At 72.2% G+C, this 24288-nt stretch carries 21 protein-coding genes; 11 read left to right on the top strand and 10 right to left on the bottom strand.

Translation table 11 applies throughout. From position 1 onward, the window contains the following. The 10 genes from WME73_RS50430 to WME73_RS50385 all read left to right on the top strand — a co-directional run bounded on the left by WME73_RS50430 (position 1) and on the right by WME73_RS50385 (position 9765). The gene (locus WME73_RS50430) at positions 1-414 is read left to right on the top strand and encodes a type II secretion system protein GspG (protein WP_437326756.1); all 414 of its coding nucleotides are present in this window, start codon (positions 1-3) and stop codon (positions 412-414) included. Between the two features lie 3 nt (positions 415-417). Next, positions 418-867, top strand: coding sequence for a type II secretion system protein (locus WME73_RS50425; protein ID WP_437743413.1), 450 nt, complete (start codon positions 418-420; stop codon positions 865-867). 24 nt (positions 868-891) lie between these two features. Further along, positions 892-1590, top strand: coding sequence for a pilus assembly FimT family protein (locus WME73_RS50420; protein WP_437743412.1), 699 nt, complete (start codon positions 892-894; stop codon positions 1588-1590). Then, on the top strand, positions 1590-2249 hold the full coding sequence (locus tag WME73_RS50415) for a type IV pilus modification PilV family protein (protein WP_437743411.1): 660 nt from the start codon (positions 1590-1592) through the stop codon (positions 2247-2249). The genes WME73_RS50420 and WME73_RS50415 overlap by 1 nt, the downstream gene beginning before the upstream one ends. Positions 2250-2251: 2 nt before the next feature. Continuing rightward, a complete protein-coding gene (locus WME73_RS50410; protein WP_437743410.1) occupies positions 2252-2965 on the top strand; it encodes a type II secretion system protein GspJ in 714 nt (237 codons plus the stop codon). A gap of 3 nt (positions 2966-2968) precedes the next feature. Then, on the top strand, positions 2969-4441 hold the full coding sequence (locus WME73_RS50405; protein WP_437743409.1) for a general secretion pathway protein GspK: 1473 nt from the start codon (positions 2969-2971) through the stop codon (positions 4439-4441). Between the two features lie 27 nt (positions 4442-4468). Then, positions 4469-5983, top strand: a complete 1515-nt coding sequence (gene pilM, locus WME73_RS50400) for a type IV pilus biogenesis protein PilM (RefSeq protein ID WP_437743408.1) — start codon at positions 4469-4471, stop codon at positions 5981-5983. Then, positions 5980-6576 carry a hypothetical protein gene (locus tag WME73_RS50395; RefSeq protein WP_437743407.1) on the top strand — a complete coding sequence of 199 codons (597 nt, stop codon included), beginning with the start codon at positions 5980-5982 and terminating at the stop codon, positions 6574-6576. The genes pilM and WME73_RS50395 overlap by 4 nt, the downstream gene beginning before the upstream one ends. Next, positions 6573-7850 (top strand): type II secretion system protein GspN, encoded by a 1278-nt coding sequence (gene gspN, locus WME73_RS50390; protein WP_437743406.1) that lies wholly within the window; start codon positions 6573-6575, stop codon positions 7848-7850. The genes WME73_RS50395 and gspN overlap by 4 nt, the downstream gene beginning before the upstream one ends. Positions 7851-7923: 73 nt before the next feature. Then, complete coding sequence (locus WME73_RS50385; protein WP_437743405.1) at positions 7924-9765, top strand: STAS domain-containing protein; 1842 nt, start codon at positions 7924-7926, stop codon at positions 9763-9765. A 28-nt stretch (positions 9766-9793) separates the two neighbouring features. On the opposite strand, the gene thrC is transcribed toward WME73_RS50385, so the two are convergent. The 3 genes from thrC to WME73_RS50370 all read right to left on the bottom strand — a co-directional run bounded on the left by thrC (position 9794) and on the right by WME73_RS50370 (position 13644). Further along, entirely contained in the window at positions 9794-11134 is a 1341-nt protein-coding gene (gene thrC, locus WME73_RS50380) for a threonine synthase (protein WP_437743404.1), read from the bottom strand. Positions 11135-11186: 52 nt separating this feature from the next. Next, positions 11187-12272 carry a serine/threonine-protein kinase gene (locus tag WME73_RS50375; protein WP_437914252.1) on the bottom strand — a complete coding sequence of 362 codons (1086 nt, stop codon included), beginning with the start codon at positions 12270-12272 and terminating at the stop codon, positions 11187-11189. Positions 12273-12345: 73 nt separating this feature from the next. After that, a complete protein-coding gene (locus WME73_RS50370) occupies positions 12346-13644 on the bottom strand; it encodes an NAD(P)/FAD-dependent oxidoreductase (protein WP_437917523.1) in 1299 nt (432 codons plus the stop codon). Positions 13645-13760: 116 nt separating this feature from the next. On the opposite strand from WME73_RS50370, the gene WME73_RS50365 reads away from it, so the two are divergent. After that, a complete protein-coding gene (locus WME73_RS50365) occupies positions 13761-14993 on the top strand; it encodes a hypothetical protein (protein WP_437914251.1) in 1233 nt (410 codons plus the stop codon). 18 nt (positions 14994-15011) lie between these two features. On the opposite strand, the gene WME73_RS50360 is transcribed toward WME73_RS50365, so the two are convergent. The 7 genes from WME73_RS50360 to WME73_RS50330 all read right to left on the bottom strand — a co-directional run bounded on the left by WME73_RS50360 (position 15012) and on the right by WME73_RS50330 (position 24280). Further along, positions 15012-16055, bottom strand: a complete 1044-nt coding sequence (locus WME73_RS50360) for a GAF domain-containing protein (RefSeq protein ID WP_437914249.1) — start codon at positions 16053-16055, stop codon at positions 15012-15014. A gap of 43 nt (positions 16056-16098) precedes the next feature. Then, a complete protein-coding gene (locus tag WME73_RS50355) occupies positions 16099-17067 on the bottom strand; it encodes a histone deacetylase family protein (RefSeq protein ID WP_437743399.1) in 969 nt (322 codons plus the stop codon). After that, positions 17064-18470 carry an aminotransferase class III-fold pyridoxal phosphate-dependent enzyme gene (locus WME73_RS50350; RefSeq protein ID WP_437743398.1) on the bottom strand — a complete coding sequence of 469 codons (1407 nt, stop codon included), beginning with the start codon at positions 18468-18470 and terminating at the stop codon, positions 17064-17066. Before WME73_RS50350 ends, WME73_RS50355 begins: the two co-directional genes overlap by 4 nt. A gap of 34 nt (positions 18471-18504) precedes the next feature. Then, positions 18505-20829, bottom strand: a complete 2325-nt coding sequence (locus tag WME73_RS50345) for an FdhF/YdeP family oxidoreductase (RefSeq protein WP_437914248.1) — start codon at positions 20827-20829, stop codon at positions 18505-18507. After that, complete coding sequence (locus WME73_RS50340; protein WP_437914247.1) at positions 20826-21683, bottom strand: formate dehydrogenase accessory sulfurtransferase FdhD; 858 nt, start codon at positions 21681-21683, stop codon at positions 20826-20828. Before WME73_RS50340 ends, WME73_RS50345 begins: the two co-directional genes overlap by 4 nt. Positions 21684-21869: 186 nt before the next feature. Next, positions 21870-22862: a hypothetical protein gene (locus tag WME73_RS50335; RefSeq protein WP_437914245.1), complete on the bottom strand. Its 993-nt coding sequence runs from the start codon at positions 22860-22862 to the stop codon at positions 21870-21872. Continuing rightward, the gene (locus tag WME73_RS50330; RefSeq protein WP_437914244.1) at positions 22859-24280 is read right to left on the bottom strand and encodes an aminotransferase class III-fold pyridoxal phosphate-dependent enzyme; all 1422 of its coding nucleotides are present in this window, start codon (positions 24278-24280) and stop codon (positions 22859-22861) included. The genes WME73_RS50335 and WME73_RS50330 overlap by 4 nt, the downstream gene beginning before the upstream one ends. Positions 24281-24288: the final 8 nt, after the last annotated feature.

Genomic DNA, 24288 nt, shown 5'->3' with positions numbered 1-24288 from the left:
ATGGGGCGGCGCAGGCAGCGAGAGAGCACGATCTTCTTCCCCTGGGAGCGCGGCGGCGGGCTCTTCCGGCGGACCGGCATGGCGCGGGCGAGGCCCTTCGCCGCGGGCCTCGCGATGGTGGTCCTCCTGCTGCTCCTCGGCGCGCGCGAGCGGCGGCTCGTGGGAATTCGATCGACCCGCGCCACGTTGTCCGTCGTCCACGGGGCGATCACCCTGTACCGCGCGGATCACGAGCGGCGGTGCCCGGGTTCCCTGGAAGAGCTGAAGCGCGAGGGATACCTCGCGATCGACCCGGTCGACGCGTGGGGCAGGCCGCTCCGGCTCACCTGTCCCGGAAGGAAGGATCCGGACGGATACGATCTCATGAGCGACGGACCGGACGGCGAAATAGGCGGCCTTGACAGGGTGGAGTGAGAGATGGAGACGAACAGAGCAAGCAGCGCAAGAAGGATTCGACGGCTGAGCCGGAAGCTCTCGCGGGGCGTGACCCTCGTCGAGGTGCTCATCGTCGTGACGATCATGGCGATCATCGCCGGCGGCGCCACGCTCGTGGTGTGGCCGAAGCTCAAGCAGTCGCGCGTCAAGAGCGCCTATACCGGGGCGACGATCATCAAGAGCGCCGCCGAGCAGTACCAGCAGCTCGGGGCGGGCAGCGAGGGGTGCCCGACGATCCAGGCGCTGGTCAGCGCGAAGCAGATCGACGGCAACAAGACGGACGATCCCTGGGGCCAGCCCTACAAGATCAAGTGTGACGAGAACAACGACGTCCATGTCGTCTCGTCCGGCGACGACAGGAAAGAGAACACGCCGGACGACATCCGGGACGACATGAAGCAATCGGATCTCAACAAGATCGCGGAGATGTAGCGCCGCGCGGGAGCAGGAGCGCCCATGACACGCCGTCGCACGAGGGGACTCACGCTGGTCGAGGTGCTGATCACCGTCACGGTGATCGCGCTCATCAGCGGCTCGGTCATGCTCGGCATGGGCGCTGTCACGAGCGCGCGGCTGAAGCGCAGCGCGGCGCTGCTCGCGGGCGCCGTCCGGGTCGCGTACGCCCACGCGAACGCGAAGTCGAAGCCGGTGCGGCTGGTGTTCGATTTCGAGGAGCGGATGATCGTGCTCGAGGAGTCCGCGGGGGATCTGCTCGTCGAGCGGAACGACCGGGCCGGCGGCGCCGCCGCGGCGACGGAGGCCGAGAAGGCGGCCACGGCGGAGGCCGAGGCGATCCTGAAGGGGCCGCGCGCGCCGCGGCCCTCGTTCGAGCCGGCGAAGGCGTACGGCTTCAACCCCGAGAAGGACAGGCCCGGCAAGGAGCTGTCGAGCGGCGTGCGCTTCCTCCAGGTGGAGACCGGACACCAGGACGAGCCCGTGACAGAGGGGCGGGCGTATCTCTACTTCTGGCCCGGAGGCCAGACCGAGCACGCCGCGATCCAGCTCAGCCTGGGCGGCGGAGAGACCGAGGACGCGGTGATGACGGTGCTCGTCTCGCCGCTGACCGGCAAGACGGACATCCGGAAGGGCAAGGCGAGCATGCCCAGGCCGCGCGACGACGCCGAGGCGTCGGAGCGCGAGGACACGGGGCTCTGATGCGCGCCCGCGGCTTCACCCTGCTCGAGGTGATGGTGGCGGTCGCCATCCTCGGCCTCGGGCTGACGGCGATCCTCTCCGCGCAGGCCGGCGCCTTCTCGGCCGCGGCGCACGCGAGGAACCTCAGCCTCGCGAACGGGCTCGCGCGCTGCAAGATGACCGAGCTCGAGGAGCGGCTCGCCAAGGACGGCCTGCCGGCGCTCGACGAGGCCGACAGCGGGCCGTGCTGCGAGGGCGACGAGTCGCCGAACATCAAGTGCAGCTGGCGCATCGAGAAGCCCGAGATGCCCGAGCCCAAGTACGGCGATCTGGACCTCGACACCAACCTCGAGGGGCTCGGGGCGCTCGGCAAGCCGGGCGAGTCGAGCGGCACCGCGGCCCCGAGCGGCGACATCAACGATCTCGCGCAATCGCTGGTCGGCGGCGGCGCGGGGGGCGGCGAGTCGGGCGGCGGGATCTCGGGGCTCCTGCAGCCGTTCGTCGACATGCTCGCGCCGACGCTCCAGCCCATCTTCGAGGCGAGCGCGCGGCGGGTGACGGTCAAGCTGACCTGGAAGCAAGGGTCTCGGGAGCACGCGTTCGAGCTCGTGCAGTGGGTCACGATCCCCCAGATGGGCCAGCCCGACGAGGGCGCGGGCGGTCAGGGAGGAGGGAGTTGACCGTGGCGACGCGAAGGCCAAGCTCTCCCCGCAGGCGCCGCGGCCGCTCGCGCGCGGTGACCCTCCTCGAGGTCCTCGTCTCGGTCGGCATCCTGGCGCTCATCGGGACGCTCATCTACGGCGCGTTCGACGGCATGAGCCGCGCGCGCTCGGGCATCGCGCGGATGGGCGACCGCTACCACCAGGGCCGCGCGGCGATCGCCCGCATCTCGCGCGAGCTCCAGACGGCCTTCCTGTCCAGGCACCAGCCGGCCGACAAGAACATCGTCGTGCGGCTCACCGCCTTCGCGGGGGACGACTCGTCGCCCGCCGACCGCGTCGATTTCACCGCGTTCGCGCACCGGAGGCTCCTCCGGAACGCGCACGAGTCCGATCAGTGCGAGATCGGGTATTTCGGCGCGCGCGACCCGGAGCGCGACAGGCTCGATCTCGTGCGGCGAGAGGCGAGGACCATCGATACCGAGCCGACGAGGGGCGGAGTCGTCAACGTGCTCGCCGAGGACATCGAGAGCTTCAATCTGCAGTACCTCGACCCGATCACCGGGGAGTGGGTCGACTCGTGGGACTCGACGCAGCCGGCGGCGCAGCTCGACCGGCTCCCCTCGCAGGTGTGGGTGACGCTGGTCCTGAACGGCGGGCCGGGCGGGGAGCCGATCAAGTTCGAGTCGAAGGTGCCACTCCCGATGCAGGTCCCCATCGCCTTCGGGGCCAACTGAGCCATGAGCCGCCCGAGGAGCCCCCACGCCGAGGACCGCGCCGCAGAGAGGCCAGCTTCCGGGCGCGCGCGCCGCCGCCTCCGGAGGCGGCGCGACCGGCGCGGCGTGGCGCTGGTCATGGTGCTCGGCGCGATCACGGTGCTCACCGTGTTCCTGACCGAGCTCCAGGAGGAGACATCGACCGAGCTCTCCGCGGCGCTCGCCGATCGCGACGCGCTGCGGGCCGAGTACTACGCGAAGAGCGCCGTGAACCTGTCGCGGATGCTCATCGCCTCCGAGCCGAGCGTCAGCACGGCGATCGGGCCGATGCTCGCGATCGTCGGGATCAGGGGGAAGTTCCAGGTGCCGGTCTGGAAATTCACCGACATGTTCCTCGGCCCCTTCAACGCGCAGCTCGCCGAGGCCGAGGGCAGCGCGGCGCCGCCCCCCGAGGCGGCGGGCGAGGGCAGCGCGACGGGCAAGAACCTGGGGCTCACCGGCGGCGGCCGCTTCGAGCTCAAGATCGTCGACGAGGACTCGAAGATCAACGTCAACCGCGCCGCCGACGACGTGGGCGGCATCTCCGATCAGATCGCGGTCGGGAACCAGCTGCTCAGCCTGATGAGCGACGCGCAGTACAACACGCTCTTCGAGGAGCGCGACGGCGACGGCCAGTTCTCGGACCGCGCGACCATCTGCAGCGCGCTCATCGACTGGGCCGACCCCGGCGACCAGACGTTCGCCTGCGACGCGACGCCGAACGCCCCGAGCTCCACCGGCGCCGAGGACAGCTTCTACCAGACGGTCGGCCTCTCCTATCAGCGCAAGAACGCCCCGTTCGATTCGGTCGACGAGCTGCGGCTGATCCGGGGCATGAACGACGACTTCTGGGCGACGTTCGTCGACCCGGATCCGAGCAACCCGGACAAGCGGGTCCTGACCGTCTGGGGCAGCCGGAAGCAGAAGGTGAACGTCTCGTCGGCGAACGCGCTGACCCTGCTCAGGCTCACGTGCACCGCCGATTTCGTGGATATCGCGACGACGACGCTCTGCACCGACGTGAACCAGCAGACGGCGTTCCTCACCGTGGCGTCGCTCGTGCAGAGCATGACCGGGGGGCTGCTCTTCCCCACCCCGAAAGATTATGTCGATGCGATGACCCAGAAGGCGGGCAGCTCGCTCGGGGGGATGCTCGGGCAGCAGTTCAAGGCGATGGGCGTGGAAGCGGTGAAGTTCAAGCCGAACGTCACGAAGTCCCTCGGCAACAGGACCAACTTCCTGAGCATCTACGCCGATGGCATCGTCCCGGGGAACAAGCGTGAGACGCGCGTACGCGTCCATGCGGTGGTCGATCTCACGGGGGCGACGAAGCTCGACGATCCGGTCAAGGATACCAAGGACCCCGCTCAGCCCAGCACCCCTCCGACGCCGGAAACGTACGAACAGCAGGTACGATCGAACCCTGCCGGGACGATCATCTACTATCGCATCGACTAGGACACCCCTCCGGGAAGAAGCGCGCAAATGCACAGGCTGCTCGGGATAGATGCTGGAAAATCCGTGGTGCGGGCGGCGCTCATCCGCACCACGTACAGGAGGGTCTTCGTCGAGGCCCTCGGCGAGGCGGCCGTCACGGACGGCGTCTCCGAGGCCGAGGCCATCCGCGCCGCCGTGGGGCTCCACCGCCCGGACGCCGCGGCGATCGCGCTCTCCGGGGAGAAATCGTTCTACCGCCGCCTCGACCTGCCGGCGGCCGCGCAGAAGGAGGTCGAGAACGTCCTCGGCTTCGAGCTCGAGGCCACGGTGCCGTTCGAGATGGAAGACGCGGTCTTCGACCACCGTCTGCTGAAGCGGCCGCCCGGCGTGGAGACGCTGCCGGTCTTCGCCGCCGTCGCGCGCGTGGACGACGTGCGCGAGCGCATCGCCGTCGTGAAGGAGGCGCTCGGCTTCGAGCCGGAGCGGGTCGCGCTGGGCGCGGTGGCGCTCGCCAACCTCGAGGCGGTGATGCCGGAGCTCGCCGCGCCATCGCCCGCCAGCGCGCCGATCGCCCTGCTCGACCTCGACTACCTCACGTCCGAGATCGTGATCGTCTCCGGCGGCGAGCCCGTCTTCGCCCGGACGCTGTCGCGCGGGACGGCCGGCCTCCCCGGCACCGCGCCGGCGCTCGCGCGCGAGCTCCGCCAGACGCTCGCGGCGTGGCGCAACCTCGGCGGCGAGCCGCTCGCGGGGCTCTACCTGGTCGGCGGCGGCGCCACCGCCCAGGGCGCGGAGATGTTCCTGGCGACGCAGCTCGGCCTCACGATCCTGCCGCTGCCGACCCCTCGCATCGAGGGGCTCACGCCCGAGCAGGCCGCGGCGCTGCCACGCTTCGCCAAGGCGCTCGGGCTCGCGCTCGGGCTGACGCCGAAGACCAAGGGGTTCAACCTCCGGAAGGGCGCGCTCGAGGCCGAGCGCAGCTACCCGTTCCTGCGCGAGAAGATCCCGATCCTCGCCGGCCTCGGCACCGTCATCGCGCTGAGCTTCGGGTTCTCCATCGTCGCGGAGCTGCGGACCCTCGACGCGGAGCGGGAGCTGCTCGCCGCCTCGCTCGCGACCGCCTCGCACGACGTGCTCGGCGAGGAGACGAGCGACCCGCAGAAGGCCCGGGAGCTGCTCGAGCAGGGCCCCGGCGCGGCCGACGAGGATCCGATGCCCCGCGTCGACGCCTTCGACGTCATGGTGCAGCTCTCGAAGGCCGTGCCGAAGGAGATCACGCACGACGTGCTCGAGCTCGACGTGAACCGCGGCCACGTGACCCTCCAGGGCGTCGTCCCGTCGGTGTCGGACGCGCAGATCATCGCGGATCACATGAAGGAGCACCGCTGCTTCCGCGACGTGAAGGTCGGCCGGACGAGCCAGTTCACGGAGGGCAAGCACAAGTACGTCCTCGAGCTGGATCTCAAGTGCGAGGACAAGACGAAGAAGAAGAAGACCGGCGCCGCTGACGCGGCGGAGAGCGCCTCGGCCGGCGCGCCGGAGAAGCCGGAGGGATCGCGATGACGCTCCGCGAGCGACTCGACAAGCTGGAGCCGCGCGAGCGCAGGCTCCTCACCATCCTCCTCGGATTCCTGGCGGTGATCGTCCTCTTGCTCGTGCCGATCGGGCTCGCGAGCGTCGCGTCCAGCAAGCGCGCCGAGAACCAGGAGATCCGCGACCTGCTCCAGTCGATCTACGAGGCATCGGGGAAGGTCAGCGAGCGCAAGGCGCTGAAGGACGCGCTGCTCGCGCGCTATTCGCGGCCGGCGCCCGCGCTCGCCGGCTTCATCGAGGACGCGGCGAAGCAGCAGCAGCTCACCGCCGCCGAGTCGCAGGATCGCCCCGACGTCCCGCACGGCAAGAAGTACACCGAGCGGATCACGGTGGTGAAGATGCACAGGATCGGGATGCTCGGGCTCGCCAAGATGCTCGAGCACATCGAGGGCTCGGGCCACCCGGTCGCGGTGACGAAGCTGAACCTCAAGCCGCGCGCCGGGGAGCCGGACTCCTACGAGGTCGAGCTCGGCATCTCCGCGTTCGACCGGAAGGGCGAGCCCCAGCCGGCGACCCCCGCGCCGTCCGCGCCCCCCGCCGAGGAAGAGGAGCAAGAGCCATGAAGGCGCGGCTCATCAAGATCGCGAGGTGGGCGGCCTACCCGCTCTTTTACCTCTTCTGTCTGGGGCTCTTCGGCTACCTCACGTTCCCCTACGACCGGCTCAAGGACCGGCTGATCGCCGAGTTCGACCGCACGCAGCAGAAGCGGGGCCCGAGCCAGGCGCAGCGCCTCGAGATCGACGAGCTCGACTCGTACTGGTTCACGGGGGTCGAGATGAAGGGCGTGCGGCTCATCCTGCCGCCGGGCGAGCTCGGCACGAGCAGCAGGCCGAGCGGCGCCGCGGCCTTCGCCTCGGGCGACGCCGCCAAGGACAGCGCGCCGAAGCCGAGCGTCATCGAGATCGACGAGGCGCACGCGCGGGTGAAGATCCTGCCCCTCCTGATCGGGCGGATGCGGGTCTCGTTCTGGGCCAGCGTGTTCGGCGGCGAGATCGAGGGCGTGGTCCCGATGGGCCGATCGGGCGGCGACGTCCACGTCGAGGTCTCGGACGTGGAGCTCGCCAAGGTGGGTCCGCTCGGGGACATCCTTGGCCTGCCGATCGCCGGCACGCTGAGCGCGAACCTCGATCTCAGCGCGCCCGAAGGCAAGTTCAACAAGGCGAACGGCGCGCTCGAGGTCTCGGCCAAGGAGGTCTCGGTCGGCGACGGCAAGACGAAGATCCAGGGGCTCATCGCGCTCCCGGAGGCCAAGCTGGGGGAGCTGCTCCTGTCGGCGGAGGCGAAGGAAGGGGTCCTCAAGGTCACGAAGATGTCCGCGAACGGCCAGGATCTCGAGCTCGACGGCGACGGCAAGGTCAACATGCGCGAGCCGTGGAACAACTCGACGGCGGATCTCTACGTGCGCTTCAAGTTCACCGACGCGTACCGTTCGAAGAGCGATCTCACCAAATCGCTGCTCGGCGCGCCGGGGTCGAGCGTGCCCGGGCTGATCGAGATGCAGCAGCCCAAGATGAAGCGGTCGAAGCGGGCGGACGGCTTCTACGGCTGGCACGTCCACGGCCCGCTGAAGCGGCCCCGGTTCGACCCGCACGCGGCCGAGTCGCCCGCCGCGCGGGGCCGCGGCACGCCGGGCGCGAGCCCGGCCACGACCACGAGGAAGCCCGGCGGCGTCAACATGCCCCTCGGCGCTTCCGAGGCCGCCCCGAGGGAAGGCGAGGAGCACGAGCCCCCTGTGATGCCCCCGCCTCCGCCCCCGCCCTCCACCGAGGACGAGTCCCCCACACGGCCGCCGTCACCTCCGCCCGTAGACGGCGAGGGCACGCCTCCCGTTGAATAGAGCGGGGTGCAGCTTCGTGCGACGAAGACGCGCCTCGCTCTAGGACCCGGACCCACGCTCCAAGGACTCGTTGATGGGGGATCCCAGCTGGCAGCAAAACCGGCGCATTTTGCTGATCGACGACGACGCGGCGATCCACGAGGATTTCCGCAGGATCCTCCGATCCGAGGCGGAGGGCTCGACCTTCGCGAGCCTCCAGCCGACGCTGTTCCGCGAGCCGCCCGCCCGGCGGCCGGTGAGGTTCGAGCTCACGTCCGCGACCCGCGGGGAGGAGGGGCTGGCGAAGGTCCGCGAGGCGCTGCAGAGCGGCGCGCCGTACGCGCTCGTGTTCGTGGACGCGCGCATGCCGGGGTGGGACGGCGTCGAGACGCTCTCGCGCATCTGGAAGGAGGACGGCGCCATCCAGGCGGTCCTCTGCGCGGCGGACTCGGGTGACTCATGGGAGGAGATCGCCGCCCGGTTCGGGCAGACCGACAACCTCCTCATCCTCGCCAAGCCGTTCGACCCGAGCGAGGTCCGCCAGATGGCCTTCGCGCTCACCGAGAAGTGGAACCAGCGCCGCGCCCTCGCCGAGGCCAATTACAAGGTGTCGGCGCAGTACACCGTGACCAGGATCATGGTCGAGTCGACGACGCTCTCCGAGGGCGTCCCGGCGCTCCTCGGCGCGCTCGGGGAGATGCTCGGCTTCCGGTTCGCCGCCCTGTGGCTCGGCGACGACGAGAGCGACGGGCTGCGCTGCGAGCACACCTGGAGCGCCGCGCCCGACGACTCGATCGCGCTCGAGGCGGCGACCCGGGGCGCGCGGTTCGCCCGCGACGCCGGGCTGCCCGGCCGCGCGCTCGCCCAGGGGGAGCCGACCTGGTTCAGCGACCTGGACGCCGAGGCGGACGACCCGCGCGCGCAGGCGGCGCGCGGCGCCGGCCTCCGCTTCGCGGTCGAGCTCCCCATCGCGGTCCGCGCCGACGCGCAGGTCGCGGCCGTGCTGGAGCTCATGGACGCCGAGCCGCGCGCGCCCGATCCGGGGCTGCTCGACGTCCTGCTCGCCATCGCCGCCAAGGCCGGCCACTTCATCGGCAGCAAGCGCGTGGAGGCGGCCCTGCGCCGGAGCGAGGCGAACAACCGCGCGCTGCTCTACGCCATCCCCGACACGATCCTCCGGATCAGCAGCGACGGCATCTGCCTTGATTTCAAGGCCTCGCGGGACCCGAGGCCGTCGCTCCGCGCCGAGGATCTCCTGCACAGGCACGTCGCCAACGTGTTCCCCGCCCACGTCGCCGAGCAGATCACCGGCCTCGTGGCGCGAGCGCTCGCCGACGAGGCGACGCACGTCTTCGAGTACCAGGAGCAGCTGGCGGGCGGCGCGCGCGACTACGAGGTCCGGATCGCCGGCAGCGATCGGGCGGAGGCGGTGGTCATCGTGCGGGACATCACGGAGCGAAAGCGCGCCGAGACGGAGACCGAGGCGCGTCGCTCCCGGGAAGAGGCCCTCCGGGCGCAGAACGAGATCCTCGCGGCGCTGTCGACCCCGCTCATCCCGATCAGCGACGACATCGTCGTGATGCCGCTCGTCGGCGCCCTCGACAGCCAGCGGACGCGCCGCGTGCAGGAGACGCTGGTCCGCGGCGTCGCCTCCCGCCGCGCGCACGTCGCGATCCTCGACATCACCGGGGTGCCGCGGATCGACGGCCCGTGCGCCGACGCGCTCCTCGGCGCCGCGACGGCGGTGCGCCTGCTCGGCTCGGAGGTGATCATCACGGGCCTGAGCCCCGACGTGGCCAGGACGCTCGTCGAGATCGGCGTCGACATGAGCGGCATCGTCACGCACAACACCCTGCAAAACGGCATCGCCTCCGCGATGACCTCCGCGAACGCGCGCGGACGGCGCCGCCGGCGCCGCGCGAGGTCGCGCGGGTAGCGGCCGGCGGCCCGACGTTGCCGGAGCGTCAGCGCTTGCTGGTCTGCGCGGCGTGCTTGTCGAGGGCGGCGAGGACGCGGTCGTAGTCGGGCGGCAGCGCGACCGGCGGGTTGGCGAGCCGGCTCGTCACGTCCGCGAGCGCGCGCTCGTGGTATTTCACCTTGAACTCCGTGAACTTGAGGCCGTTCGCGGTCGAGACCACGACGACCCGCTGGCGCTTCTCCACGAGGCCCTTCTTCACGAGCTTCTCCAGCGCGGCGAGGGCGACCGCCGTGTGCGGGCAGGTGTACATGCCGGTGCGATCGGCGCGGGCCGCCGCGTCGCAGAGCTCGTCCTCGGTGACCTCCTCCGCGACGCCGTCCATCGCCTTGAGGGCCAGCATCGCCCTCGGCGCGCTCACCGGGTTGCCGATCTGGATCGCGCTCGCCAGGGTCTCCCCCGCCTTCATCGGCACGACCTCGCTCCGCCCCTCGGACCACGCCTTGAAGAGCGGGTTGGCCCGCGCCGCCTGCGCCACGCAGAGGCGCGGGAACCGCGTCGTCAGGCCGAGGTCCTTCAGCATCTTGAAGCCCGCGTAGAGGGCGTAGGCGTTGCCGAGGTTGCCGCTCGGGAGGATGACCCAGTCGGGCAGCGTCCAGTCGAACTGCTGCACGATCTCGATGGCCACGGTCTTCTGGCCCTCGAGCCGCAGGGCGTTCATCGAGTTCGCCAGGTAGACGATGCCGTCGGCCGAGAGGCGCTGCACGATGGCCATGCAGCCGTCGAAGTCGGTGTCCAGCGAGAGGACCAGCGCCCCCGACGCGATCGGCTGGACGAGCTGCGCCGTCGATACCTTGCCCCGCGGCAGCAGCACGACCACGGGCAAACCGGCCGCCGCCCCGTACGCCGCGAGCGACGCCGAGGTGTCCCCCGTCGACGCGCACGCGATCGCGCGCACCTCGAGGCCCTCGCGGATCGCCTTGTTCACCACCGAGACGAGCACCGTCATGCCGAGGTCCTTGAACGACCCCGTGTGGCTGTTGCCGCAGAGCTTCACCCAGACGTCATCGAGCCCGAGCGTGCGGCCGTAGCGGTCTGCCCAGAACAGGTTCGAGCCGCCCTCGTCCATCGACACGATGGCCTCGTCCGGGACCCCGGGCGCGACCCACTCCCGCTTGCCCCAGACCCCGGAGCCGTAGGGCCACACCGTGCGCTTGTAGCGCTCGTCGAAGAGCTTCATCCACGTCGCGGGGCTCCGGTCACGGAGCGCGTCGATGTCGTGGGCGACGTCGAGCAGGCCGCCGCAGGTGGGGCAACGGTAGAGGGGCTGCGTCAGCGGGTAGCTGCCGGCACAACCGGTCAGGCATCGGAATGCAGCAGAGTAGGCCATGGCAATCGAATCTCCTGGGTGGCGGGAAGCGCCCGCGGGAGGTGGTGTCGGTTCAGTCAAAGCGTGGGGCTTCCATGCCGAGCCGCCTATAGAAGTAGATCGCCGCGTTCCTGGCAAACGATCCCTGCGGGACATAGACATCGCTGGGCTCCCGCAGCGGCTCGTCGGCCGAGAGCGGCCCGTCCCGGTCGCCGGCCAGCCGCTCGAGATCCTCGAGGAACGCTTCCATCGAGGGATAGCGGTTGTTCGGGCTCTTCCGGATCGCCTTCAGGATCACGGACTCGAGCAGCGGATCGAGCCTCCGGCGCTTCTCCGAGGGGCGGGGCGGCGGGGTCACGAGCTGCCGGGCGAGGAGCTCCGACTGCTCCGAGCGCGGGAACGGGAGCTCCCCGGTGAAGGCCCGGAACATGACGACGCCGAGCCCGTAGACGTCGGTGCGGGCGTCGGGCAGGTCGCTCACGACCTGCTCGGGCGCCATGTACTCGAGGGTGCCCACGGCGGTGCCGGTCGCCGTGATGAGGTCGGCGGCCTGGATCTTCGCCAGACCGAAATCGAGCACCTTGACCGCGTACGGATCGCCCTGCGGGCCCACGAGGTAGATGTTGTCCGGCTTCACGTCGCGATGGATGATCCCGGCCCGGTGCGCGGCGGCGAGCCCGGACGCGGCCTGGGAGAGCACCGGGATGGCGAGGTCCGCGTCCATGCGGCGCTCGCGCCGGAGCCAGTCGCCGAGCGACTCGCCGAAGAGGTACTCCATCACGAGGTAGGGCGCGCCGTCTTCCGAGCGCGTGCCGGCGTCGAGCACCCGGACGATGTTCGGGTGCCCGATCGTCGCGGCGCTCTGCGCCTCGCGCACGAACCGCTCGCGCGTCCGCTCCGCCCGCGCGGCGAACTCCTCGAGGACCTTGATCGCGACCGGCTGGCCCGTCTCGATCTCGACCGCGAGGTAGACGCGCGCCATCGCCCCTTTGCCGAGGTAGCCGCGCACCTCGTAGCGCTCGCCAAGGACGGTCCCGCGCAGCCGGGTCGGCTTGTACCGGAACAGGTCGACGCGCCGGCCCTCGGTGAGCTCCGCGCCGTCGTAGGGGCAGAACCGATGGCCCGCGTCGTACTCCCGGTGGCAGCGCGCGCAGAACATGGCCCCGCATCGAATAGCGCCCCGCGCTCCGGCCACGCAAGCCCGCTCGGCGGGCGCCCCCGCGCTAGCCGCTCTAGCCCGCCTTGCGCGGCGAGCGCCCCGTCAGCTTGGTGTACGCGTGATAGCCGAGCCAGCGGAGCGGCTCGGGCGGGACGCCCCGGAGGGGGGCCATGTAGAACGGCAGATCCCGCCACCGCGCGTCGTCGCCCGCGTAGATGTCGCAGAGCACGCGGCCCGCGAGGTTGGCGAGCGTCACGCCGTGGCCGCTGTAACCGAGGGCGTAGTACACGTTCCGGTGCTCGCCGCGCACCCCCATGCTGCAGAGCCGGCTCATCGTGATGCCGAGGGTGCCCGTCCAGCGGTGCGCGATCCGCAGCCGCTCGGCCGCAGGGAAATAGCCGGTGAGCCGGCGCCGGATGGCCTCGAACGCCGGCCCTGCCGACCCGGGTGTGCCCGGGTAGGAGGTCTTGTTCCCATAGAGGTAGGCATACGCGGCGTTGCTGCCCCCGCCGAACACGAGCTCACCGGCCGGCGTCATGCTGGCGTACGCGATCCGGTCGCGGTCGTCGCTGAAGCCGGCGACCTGCCCCCAGCCGAGCGCGGCGCGCGCCTCGGCGTCGAGCGGCTCGGTCGCGATGACGTGCGAGTGCAGCGGGAAGATGCCGGTCTTGAAGTAGCCTAGGCGCGGCGTGTAGCCGTTGGTGGCGAGCACGATGGCCGCGGCCCGGACGACGCCGCCCGGCGTTGTCAGCTCGATCGTGCGCCCCTCCCGGATCCCGAGCACCGGCGTGTCCTCGTGGACGGCGACCCCCCAAGCGAGCAGCAGCGGGCGCAGGCAGCGCAGCAGGTCGACCCCGTTCAGCTGCCCCTCGGTCGCGTCCAGCACGGCCCCGGCCGCGCCCTGGATCCCGAGCCGCTTCGAGAGCGCCGCGCTGTCCAGGTACTGTAGCGAAATGCCCCAGCTGGCCAGCTGCTCCACCCGCGCGTGCGCCGCCTCGGCCCGGCGCGCGTCGGTGAGCACCTCCATGCATCCGTCGCGGCGGTGGCGCACCGGGAGGTCGTGCTCCTGGATCATCCCGACGATGCCGTCGATCCCCGCGCGCGTCGTGTCGTACACGCGGCGCGTGAGCTCCGGATCGCGAGAGCCCACCCCGTTGATCCAGTTCAGCATCATCCCCCCGTTGCGCCCGCTCGCGCCGTTCGCGAGGTGGCGCGCCTCGAGGATCATGACGCGGAGGCTCGGAAATCGGCGGATTAGATGGTATGCGGTGGAGATCCCGGTGAAACCTCCTCCGATGATGGCCACGTCGGCCGTCGCGTCCGCGCGCAGCGGAGGGACGGGCTCATAGACCGGGCCCGCCTCGCTCCACACGGAGCGCGCGGAATCGATGTGCGTGTGCGTGTACGTGTCAACGAGCGCTGCACGAGCCACGATGATCACCTATCAGAGGGATGCGCCTCTGGCACCATGAACCCCGGGAGCCCTGCTTGAAGCGACGTGTCCGGCTCTGCATGAAGGATCTCTTCCACCAGGACGTGGTGGAGATGATCGAGCGCGAAACTCGCAAATACCAGATCTGGTCCATCGAGGATCCTTCCGACCCGGACTTCGACGCGGCGTATCAGATCCTCTGGGACTGCTTCGGTCCTCATGGAGAGATGGAGCGCAAGGAGGCGATCGAGGCGTTCCTCCGCGACGACCCGTTCACGCCCGAGCCGTCGGGCACGTACATGCGCTACTTCCTGCTCGTGGCGCGAGACGCGGACGGAAAGGTGCGCGGCGTCCGCGACGGCACCGTGCTCATCAATCCGGCGTACGCTCCGGACCTCTGCGTCATCTACCTCGCTCATATCTTCATGATCCCCGAGGCGCGCGGGACGGTGCTGTCGTACTGGCTGCGCATCTCGCCGGTCGAGCTCGCCATGCAGTACCTCACCGACCTCCACGCGATGGGGAAGATCACGCTCCCCGCGCCGTCGGCCCCGGGCAAGTACTTCGGGATGAACGTCGATCTCGCGGCCGAGGTCGAGTACTTCACGCCGGAAGAGCGCCTGTCGTGGCAGCGCATCCTGTTCTACGGCCGAGGCGGGTTCGACGCGATCAACCCGCGCCACTTCCCCTACCGCCAGCCCGACTTCCGCGATCCCGAGGTGATCCGCGCGACCGGCAACCAGCCGTCTCCCTTCATGGTCCTCGTGCGGCGCATGGGCCGCGAGCGGCAGGCGCAGCTGCCGATCGACGAGGCGAGGGCGCTCATGCGGCTCCTGTACGACGATTTCGCGGATCACTGCGCGCCGCACCTGCTCGAGAACAGCCTCCAGCTCGTCCTCGACCGGCTGGAGGAGCGGGCCAGGCGGAAGAGCTTCGTCGAGCTCTTGCCGCTCCCGACCGGGCCCAGGGATCTGCACCGGCTGAAGCCGCTCTTCCGGCACAACGTGTTCACGAAGTACTACCCGGACAGCCCCGACATCCGCGGTTACCTGAACAGCGGCATCCGCGAGAGGCTGCTCGCGAACCCGCGCCACCTCGACGAGGAGCTCGCCCGCATCGCCCGGGAGCTGGAGACCCGTCCGCCGTTCGTCTACGGGAGCCGGGACAAGACCGCGACCTGGGAGGGCAACCCGCTCGCTCCGGGCTCGGAGCCGCTCGCTGACGGGCCCGACGCGGGCGAGATCACCCGCGAGGTGCCGGCGCCGCCGTCGACCCTGCCGCCGCGGTGATCCCCCACGGCGCCGTGATCACCGCGCCTCAGGCGGACGGGCGGCGCCGCCGCTCCCGGGGCCGGCCGTCGCGGCCCGCGCGCGCAGGGCGCCCGCGCGGAGCCTTTGCACCGCCGCGGAGGCGGCCTCGTGGGCGTCGAGCGCGCCGCGCAGCACGAGCGCCCGCCCCTTGGCCGCGGCGGCCTCTCCGAGCGTCCCGTCGAGCACGCCCTCGGCGAGCCGGACGAGCGGGCCGATCTCGGCGAGGTTCCGCGCGAGCGCCCGGGCCTCCGTGGCGAGCCCGGACGCCGCCTCGCAGGGCGAGGCGCTCGCGATGGCCGCGGCCTCCTCGCAGAGCCCCTCCGCGACGGGGCCCATGTCGCGCCAGCACGACACGGCCGCGCGCAGGCTGGCCGGCGTGACGTGCGTCGCGCGCGACGCGTCGATCCCGCGCGCCGCGTCGACCCGCGGCCCCGCCGTCGCCGCCTGCGCCGCGGCGATGACGGGCGAGAGGGCGAGGAGCGCGCGCTCCAAGGCGCGGGTGGCCTGCTCGACGCGGACGAGGCGCTCCTGCACGTCGGCGCTGGCCAGCGGGGCGTCGCTCAGCGTGAGCGCCGAGAGCCGGCCGGAGACGTCGATGGCGAGCTGCTCGAGGGCGCCGACGATGCGCTGGTCGAAGCGGCGCGGGACGACGTCGAGCACGCAGAGCGCTCCGAGCACGTGCCCGTGCGCGCGCACCGGCACGCCCGCGTACGCGCGGATGCCGTAGCTCTCGACGAGCTCCTTCGGGACGCGCTCGTCGCGCAGCGCGTCGTCGACGATGAGCGGCACCTCGTCGAGCACGACGAGCTGGCAGAAGGAGTTGCTCCTCGACGTCGCGCAGCTCACGGCGAGCTCGAGGGGGAGCCCGTGCTGCGCGCGCAGGAGCTGGACATGGCGCACGAGCAGGCTGACCACGGCGATGGGCGACCGGGCCAGCTTGGCGGCCCGCACCACGCAGGCGTCGAGGATGGCGTCCGCGTCGGCGCGCAGCAGGGCGCCGCGCAGCTCGGCCAGGCGGGCGGCGTCGTTCAGGTCGGCCATCGCGCGATGCTACCCTGCCTGCCGGGGTGCGGGTCGGCCGAGGTCACCCCGGGCGCGCCGCCGCTTCCCTCGCCCGCACCGCCGCGATGAAGGTGCGGAGGTGCACCTCGACCACCCGGCTCACGTCGGGCGTGTACCCACCCGCGAGCACCCACGCGATCGGGACGCCCCGCTCGAGCGCGGCCCGGAACACGATCTGGTCGCGCGCGTGGAGATCGTCGTGCGTCAGGTCGAGCGGCGAGTACGGGTCCTCGCGGTACGGGTCCGCGCCGGCCTGGTACAGGATCAGGTCGGGCGCGGCGCGGTCGATCGCCGGGCCGAGGTGCCGCTCCAGGATCTCGAGGTAGGCGGCGCCGCCGCTCCCGTTCGGGACCGGGACGGACCAGCAGTTCTCGGTGTCCGGGGCGCGCTCGCCCTCGACGTCCCGGTGCGCCTTGTTCTGCTTGTACCAGCTGCCGTAGATGGAGAGCTGGAACGCCCAGGGGCGCGACGCGAGCAGCGAGGCGGTGCCGTTGCCGTAGTGGAGGTCCATGTCGACCACCAGGCCGCGGCGGATGCGCCCCTCGGCGCGCGCGCGCTCCAGCGCGACGACGAGGCCGTTGAAGGTGCAGAAGCCCTCGCCGTGGGCCTCGTGCGCGTGGTGGAAGCCGCTCGCGAGGTTGCCCGCGACGCCGTCCTCGAGGGCCGCCGCGGCGGCGGCGACGCAGCCGCCGTTCGTGAAGCGCACCGCCCCGGCGAGCGCCGGCGACCACGGGAGCTTCTGCGACTCGGCCAGCGCCCGGGGCTCGCCGGTCGCGATCGCCTGGACGTACCCGGGCGCGTGGACGCGAAGGAGGTCCTCGTCACAGGCCGCCTCGGGCTCCTCGATGCGCGCGGGCAGGCCGCTCCGCTCGATCGCCTCGCGCACGAGGGCAAACTTGCGCATCGGCATGACGTGCTCGCCGATGTCCGCGAAATAGCGCGGCGTGTGGAACACCCGGATCGGCGGCGAGGCGGCGGCGTCAGAGGTCACTTGCAGACCGACTCGAGGTGGTCGAGCGCCTCGCCGACGTGGCGCGGGGCGAAGATCAGCGCCGGCCGGAAGCGGAGCGTGCGCTCGCCCGAGCCGCCCACCTCGAGGCCGCGGTTGCGGAGCGCGGTGAGCGCCGCGTCACGCCGGGCGGCGTGGGGGAAGTCGACCGCGGCGAAGGTGCCGCTGCCGCGGGCGCCCGAGAGCACCCCGGGGTAGCGCCGGCAGAGGTCCTCGAGGCCGGCGACCAGGCGCTCGCCGGTCGACCGCGTGTTCTCGAGGAGCCGGTCGCGCTCGATGACCTCGAGGATCACCTCGAGCTGCGCGCCGCGGAGCGGGTCGCCGAGCCAGGTGTTGAAGACGCGCAGCGGCTCGATCGGCGCGAGCTCCTCGCGGCAATAGAAGCCGCCGAGCTGCATCTTCTTGGAGAACGTGACCATGTCCGGCGGCTCGGGCAGGTCCCACGCCTCGTGCGCCCAGAGCGCGCCGGTCCCGCCGCCGCACGTCTGCACCTCGTCGATGATGAGCGCGACGCCGCGCTCCGCGGTGAGGCGGCGGAGCGCCTGGAAGAAGGCCGGGCTCGCGTGGCGGTCGCCGCCCTCGCCCTGGATCGGCTCGACGATGACCGCGGCGACCTCGTCCGGGTGGGCGTCGAGCGCCGCCTCGACCGCCTCGAGCGAGCGCGCCTCGGCGGCGCGGTTCTGCTCGGCGTGCGCCGCGAGGGGAAAATGGCTCGCGGGGAACGGCGCGACGGGCCAGTCGAACGCGGGGATGTCGAGCTTGTGGATCGGCTTGCTCCGCGTCGCCGAGAGGGCGCCCATGCTGCGGCCGTGGAAGCCGCCATCGAAGGAGAGCACCTTGAAGGCGTTCACGCCGGGCTGCCGGTTGAGCATGGCGGCGGCGAGGTCGCCGTCGCTCGGCTGCGCGCCGCCGCGCCGGCGCCGGGCGAGGCGGATGAACGCGGCCTTGAGCGCGTTCTCGACCGCCTCCGCGCCGGTCGTGAACGTGAAGACGCGCGTGTGCCCCTTCGGCGCGACGCGCATCAGCGTCTTCTCGACGAGGTCGACCCACTCGGGCGCGGGCGCGACGCCGAGCGCGGAGCGGTAGCCGGCGCACCAGTCGAAGCGGCCGTCGCGCCACGCGGCGAGCAGGTCCGGGTGGTTGTAGCCGATGGGCACGGCGGCGATGTGGCCGTACACGTCGAGCAGCACGTTGCCGTCCACGTCGACCATGTAGTTGCCCAGGCTCTTGCGCGCGTCCTGATAGAAGTGGATCGGTCGCGCGTCCTGGTAGCGATGGTGGCGAGCGCGGAGCGCCTCGGACGCAGGCCCCGGGATGGCGGTGCGCATCGAGGCGCGCTCGGGCTCGCCGGGGATGGGCGGGGGGATGTGGGTCGGGGCGTTCATGGTCGGACTCCAATGCAACGGGGGCGGCGGAGCGTCACGCAGATCCGTCGGTCGCGACCGCCGCCCGGACGCGCACCACGATCGATTTCGACGCGGGCGTGTGGCTCTTCTCGGCGATGCTGCCGAGCGGCACGAGCACGTTCGCCTCGGGGAAGTAGGCCGCGACGTTGCCGCGGGGGATCGTGTACGGCACGACGCGGAACGCGCGCGCGACGCGCTCCCCGTCGGAGAAGCGGCTCGTGACGTCGACGAGGTCTCCCTGGGCGAGCCCGCGCTCGGCCGCGTCCTCGGCGTTCATGAACACGACGCGGCGGCCGCCCCGGACGCCGCGGTACCGGTCGTCGAGCCCGTAGATGGTCGTGTTGTACTGGTCGTGGCTGCGGATCGTCATCATCAGGAGCTCGCCCGGCTCGAGATCGTGCCGCGGGAGCGGGTGGATCACGAAGTTCGCCTTGCCCGTCGCCGTGCGGAACTCGCGCCGCGCCGCGGCGTTCGGCAGGGCGAAGCCGCGCGGGTCGCGGATGCGCGCGTTGAAGTCGTCGAAGCCGTCGATCGTGCGCTCGATGAGATCGCGGATCCTGTCGTAATCGGCGGTGAGCTCCTCCCACGGCACGCGCGAGCGCGCGCCCAGCGCCGCGCGGGCGAGGCCCGCCACGATCGCCACCTCGCTGCGCAGCAGCTCCGAGGCGGGGGGGAGGTTGCCGCGCGAGCTCGAGACGACGCCCATCGAGTTCTCGACGGTGACGAACTGCGGCCCGCCCGCCTGCGCGTCGCGCTCGGTGCGGCCGAGGCAAGGCAGGATGAGCGCGCGCCTTCCCGTCACGAGGTGCGCCCGGTTCAGCTTGGTCGAGACGTGCGCGGTGAGGTCGCACCGGGCGAGGGCGCGGGCGGTCAGCGCCGTGTCCGGCGTGGCCGAGAGGAAGTTGCCGCCCAGCGCGAAGAAGACGCGGGCGCGCCCCTCGGCCATCGCCGCGATCGCGGCGACGGTGTCGAGCCCGTCGCGGCGCGGCGGGGAGAAGCCGAAGTTCTGCTCGATCCGATCGAGGAGCTCCGCGGGCGGGCGCTCCCAGATGCCCATCGTCCGGTCGCCCTGCACGTTGCTGTGCCCGCGCACCGGGCACGCGCCCGCCCCGGGCCGCCCGATGTTGCCGCGGAGGAGCAGGAAGCTCATCACCTGCTGCACGTTGGCCACGCCGTTCTGGTGCTGCGTGAGGCCCATGGCCCAGCACGCGATCGTGCGCTCGGAGCGCATCGCGATCTCGGCCGCCGCCCGGATCCGGTCGCGCGAAACCCCGCTCTGCGCGACGATGTCGTCCCAGGGCGCGCCGCGCACGGCGTCCGCGAACGCCTCGAAGCCGTGGGTGTGGCCCGCGATGAACGCGCGATCGAGCACGGCGCCCGGCCTCCGCTCCTCCTCTTCGAGCATCTCCTTGATGATCCCGGTGAAGAGGGCGACGTCGCCGTTGATGCGCACCTGGAGGAAGAGCGTCGAGAGCGGCACGCCCGAGCCGACGAGATCGAGCGGGTGCTGCGGGTGCTGGAAGCGCTCGTTGCCGGCCTCGGGGAGCGGGTTCACCGTCACGATCTCGCACCCGCGCAGCCGCGCCTCGCGCAGCGCCGAGAGCATGCGCGGGTGGTTCGTCCCCGGGTTCTGCCCGACGACGAAGATGGCGTCGGCCAGCTCGAAATCGTGAAGGGATACCGTCCCTTTGCCCACGCCGATGGCCTCGCGCAGGCCGACGCCGCTCGACTCGTGGCACATGTTCGAGCAGTCGGGCAGGTTGTTCGTCCCGAGCTCGCGCACGAAGAGCTGGTAGAGGAACGCCGCCTCGTTGCTCGTGCGGCCCGACGTGTAGAAGACGGCCTCGTCCGGCGAGCCGAGCGCGCGCAGCGACGAGGCGACGACGTCGAGCGCCTCGTCCCACGACACCGGGCGGTAATGCGACGCGCCCTCGTCGAGCAGCATCGGGTGGACGAGCCGCCCCTGCTTGCCGAGCCAGTGGTCGGACTGCCGCGAGAGCGCCTCGACGCTGTGCTCCCGGAAGAACTCGGGCGTGACCCGGCGGAGCGTCGCCTCCTCGGCGACCGCCTTGGCGCCGTTCTCGCAAAACTCCGCGAGCGAGCGCTTCTCCTCGGGCTCGGGCCACGCGCAGCCGGGGCAGTCGAAGCCCTCGCCCTGGTTCACGCGGAGGAGCGTGCGCACGGCGCGCGCGACCCCCATCTCGCCGACCGCGTGCCGGAGCGTCGCGCCGACCGCCGGGAGCCCGCCTGCCGCCGCGCTGCGCTCGCCGATCCTGGGCGCCTCGGGCTCAAGAGGCGGCTCCGCCTGCACGTCGCGCACTACGTCGCGGGCCGTCACGACGCAGCCTCCGCCGCGACTACGACGCGCTCCCGGCCCGCGTACACGTTGAACCGCCCGTCGCGGGCGAAGCCGACGAGCGTCATCCCGTGCGCCCCCGCGAGCTCGGCGGCCAGGCTCGAGGGCGCGCCCACCGCGACCATCACCGGGATCGAGGCCCGGAGCGCCTTCTGCACGAGCTCGAACCCGGCGCGCCCGCTGACCATGAGCACCGCGCCCGGGTCCGGCAGCCGCCCGGCGAGCAGCGCCGCGCCGATCAGCTTGTCGACGGCGTTGTGGCGCCCGACGTCCTCGCGGAGGTCGGCGAGCGCGCCGCTCGCGTCGAAGAGGGCCGCCGCGTGCAGCCCCCCGGTCCGCCCGAACACCGGCTGCGCGCCGCGGAGCCGCGCGGCGAGCCCGTGCACGATCCCCGGCGCGAGCCGGGGGACGCCCCGCGCGAGCGGAGAGGGCGGCGCGAGCGCCGCGACGTCGATCGACGCCTTGCCGCAGACGCCGCAGCTCGCGCTCGCGACAGCGAGGGCGCGCTCGGTGCGCCCGAGATCGACGGCCACGTCATCGCCGAGCGTAACGCGCACGAGGTCGCCCGAGGGGCCGAGGGCCTCCTCGACGGCGACCGCGTCGGCCGCGCGGGAGATGACGCCCTCGGCGAACAGGAGGCCGACCGCGAGCTCGCGGTCGTTGCCGGGCGTGCGCATCGTGATGCCGAGGCGGCGCTCGGCGCGGCGCGCGTCCCCGAGGGCGCGCGCGACGACGACGATCTCGAGCGGCTCCTCGACGGCGAGCAGATCTTCGGCGTCCGAGGCGGCCTCGTCCGTGATCCTGCGGATCGAAACGGTGGTGGTGCTTGACGGCATGGCGGCGTGTCCGGCGCTCTCAATCGTAGCCCGCGGCGACCCGCCGAGCAGGATTCGCGTGGAGCCGCCCGCCTGGCCGGCGCCGGCCGCGCTCCGACGCGCCCCGGGCGGAGCCCTCGCAAGGATCTCCGCCGAACAGCCGGCGCCTACGATGGGGCGCGGAGCCCCGGGGCCTCCTGACCCCGGCTATCCCGAGGACCACGCCGCGCAGAGCCTCTCGAGCTCCCGGTCCGGCACGTCGAGCGGCGCCTTGCCGCGCCACACCGGCGGGAACAGCGGCATCACCGCGCTCCGGAGCACCGGCGCGAACCCCGCGACCTCCGCCGGCCCCCGCGGGATCCGGATCAGGGGCACGCGCTCGCCCGGGAACGCCGCGAGGCGCGCGAGCGCGTTCTCGCGGATCGGCGCGAGCTCGCCCTGGCTCACCTCGCGCGCGTGGACGGCCTGGTAATGGCGCAGAAACGACTCGGCCCGGGCGCGCGGGATCTCGTCGCGCTCCTCCTCGCCGACCTGGCGCACCACCGCGAGCAGCGGCAGCGGCACCGGCGTGACCCCGAGCGCGGCGATATCGCGGAAGTCGGGCTGCGCGTACGGGAGCACGTCCGGCGGGACGATCGCGAACCCCGCGCGCCCGTACGCGATGAGCCGCACCACCGTGTCGCGGTCGTCCGGGTCGACGGCCTCCATCTCGGCGGCGAGCATCACCTCCGCGCCATCGCCGCCGGCCCCCTTGCCCCCTAAGAGCCCTGCATCGTCGATCGCGCGGCGCGCGAGCGCGACGGGCGCCGCGCGCAGCAGGGCGGCGAGCCCGGTGCGGCGGAAGGCCGGCAGGACGAGCGCGTGCGACAGGAGCGCCACGCAGCGCCGCGCCGCGCGGTCCAGCGTGACGTAGCAGTCGCGCACGCCGGCGAGGCGCCCGTCGTCCACGCTGCGCGCCAGCAGCAGGTGGTACGTCGCCGTGATCGGCGCCCCCGCGTCCGTGTGCGCCCCGGTGAGCCACGCCCAGAGCACCTCGCGGCGCTCGAGCTCGCCCTTCGGCCCGAAGACCGCGTCGAGCGCCCGGTAGCCCTCGTCGAACGCCGCGCCGTCCTGCGCCTCGTCCACGGAGAACTGCGCGAGCGCCCGCGCGACCTTCTCCGGCCCCTCCCCCGGGCAGACGTCGCGCGGATCGACGATCATCCGGCCATCTCGCGCAGCACCGCGTCGAAGACGCCGATCGCCTCGTCGACGTCCGGGACCGTCGTGATGAGGTGCGGCCGCAGCCGCACCGAGCGCGTCCCCGTGTAGCTCGCGAACACCCCGCGGCGGAGCGCGCGCGAGAGGAAATCGTCGCGCGCCGCGGTCGTCGGCAGGTCGAACGCGAGCAGGAAGCCGCGGCCGCGCGGCTCGCTCGCGAGCGCGGGGTAGCGCTCGCAGAGCTCCTCGAGCCGCGAGAGGAAGTGGCGGCCCGTCGCGCGCACGTTGCCGAGCAGGTCCTCCGACTCGATCGCGCGGAGCGTCGCCAGCGCGATCGCGGACCGCGCGCGGTCGCCGTTGCGCGTCTGGTACATGCGCCCGAACTGCGCGACGTCGTACGCCGACGTCGCGAAGAACCCGCCCATCTGCATCTTCTTGCCGAAGCACATGAGATCGGGCGGGCGCGGCAGCTCGAGCTGCTCGTGCGCCCAGAGCGCGCCGGTGATCCCCATGCCGGTCTGCACCTCGTCCAGGATGAGCGCCGCGCCCGCCTTCCCGGCGAGCTCCTGCACGCGGCGGAAGAAGGCCGCGCTCGCGTGCCGATCGCCCCCCTCGGACTGCACGGGCTCGACGATCACGGCGGCCACCCGGCCGTCGTGCGCGTCGAGGATCCGCTCGAGCGCGGCGAGCGCCTCCGCCTCGGCGCGGTCGTTCTCGTCGGCGAAGCGCGCCAGCGGGAAGCGGCTCGCGGGGAAGGGCGCCGTCGGCCAGGGGAACGCGGGCAGGTCGGCCTTGTGGATCACCTTCGAGTGCGTGGCGGACATCGGCCCGAGGCCCCGGCCGTGGAACGCGCCGGCGAACGACACGACCACCGCGTCGGTGCCCGCGTTGTCGAGGATGCTCTTCTGGAGCTCCTCCGGCAGATCGAGCGGGTTCCTCGGCAGCCCGGCGGCCTCCCGCCGCCGCTCGCCGTGCCGGATGAACGCCGCCTTGATCGCGGACTCGACGCCCTCGCCCCCCGCGTCCACGCAGAAGACGCGCGCCATGCCGCGCGGCGCGAACCGCTGCTCGAGCGCCTCCACGAACTCGAACCAGGCCGGCGTCGTCACGAACGGCGTCGACGTCGGGTTCGCGACGGCGCGGATGAAGGCCTCGCGGTGCGCCACCTCGACCAGCGCGGGGTGATTGTAGCCGAGCGCCCCGAGCGCGAAGTTCGCGAACAGGTCCAGGAACACGTTGCCGTCCACGTCGACGAGCGAGCACCCGCGGCTCGCGATGTCATCCATCACGACCGCGCGGTACCTCGACTGCATGTCGAAGCCGCCGCGCGCCATCCAGGCGCGCGCCTTCGGCCCGGGCAGCTCGGTGACGACTCTTCGCGGAGGGACGGACGGGAGCGTGGGGCGATCGGAGAAATCCATAGGCAGCG

It is taken from the genome of Sorangium sp. So ce302 (genome assembly GCF_051530145.1).
In the GTDB taxonomy this organism is placed as follows: domain Bacteria; phylum Myxococcota_A; class Polyangia; order Polyangiales; family Polyangiaceae; genus Sorangium; species Sorangium cellulosum_B.
The sequence above is the reverse complement of the archived record's forward strand: the minus strand, read 5'-3'. Positions and strand labels throughout refer to the sequence as shown.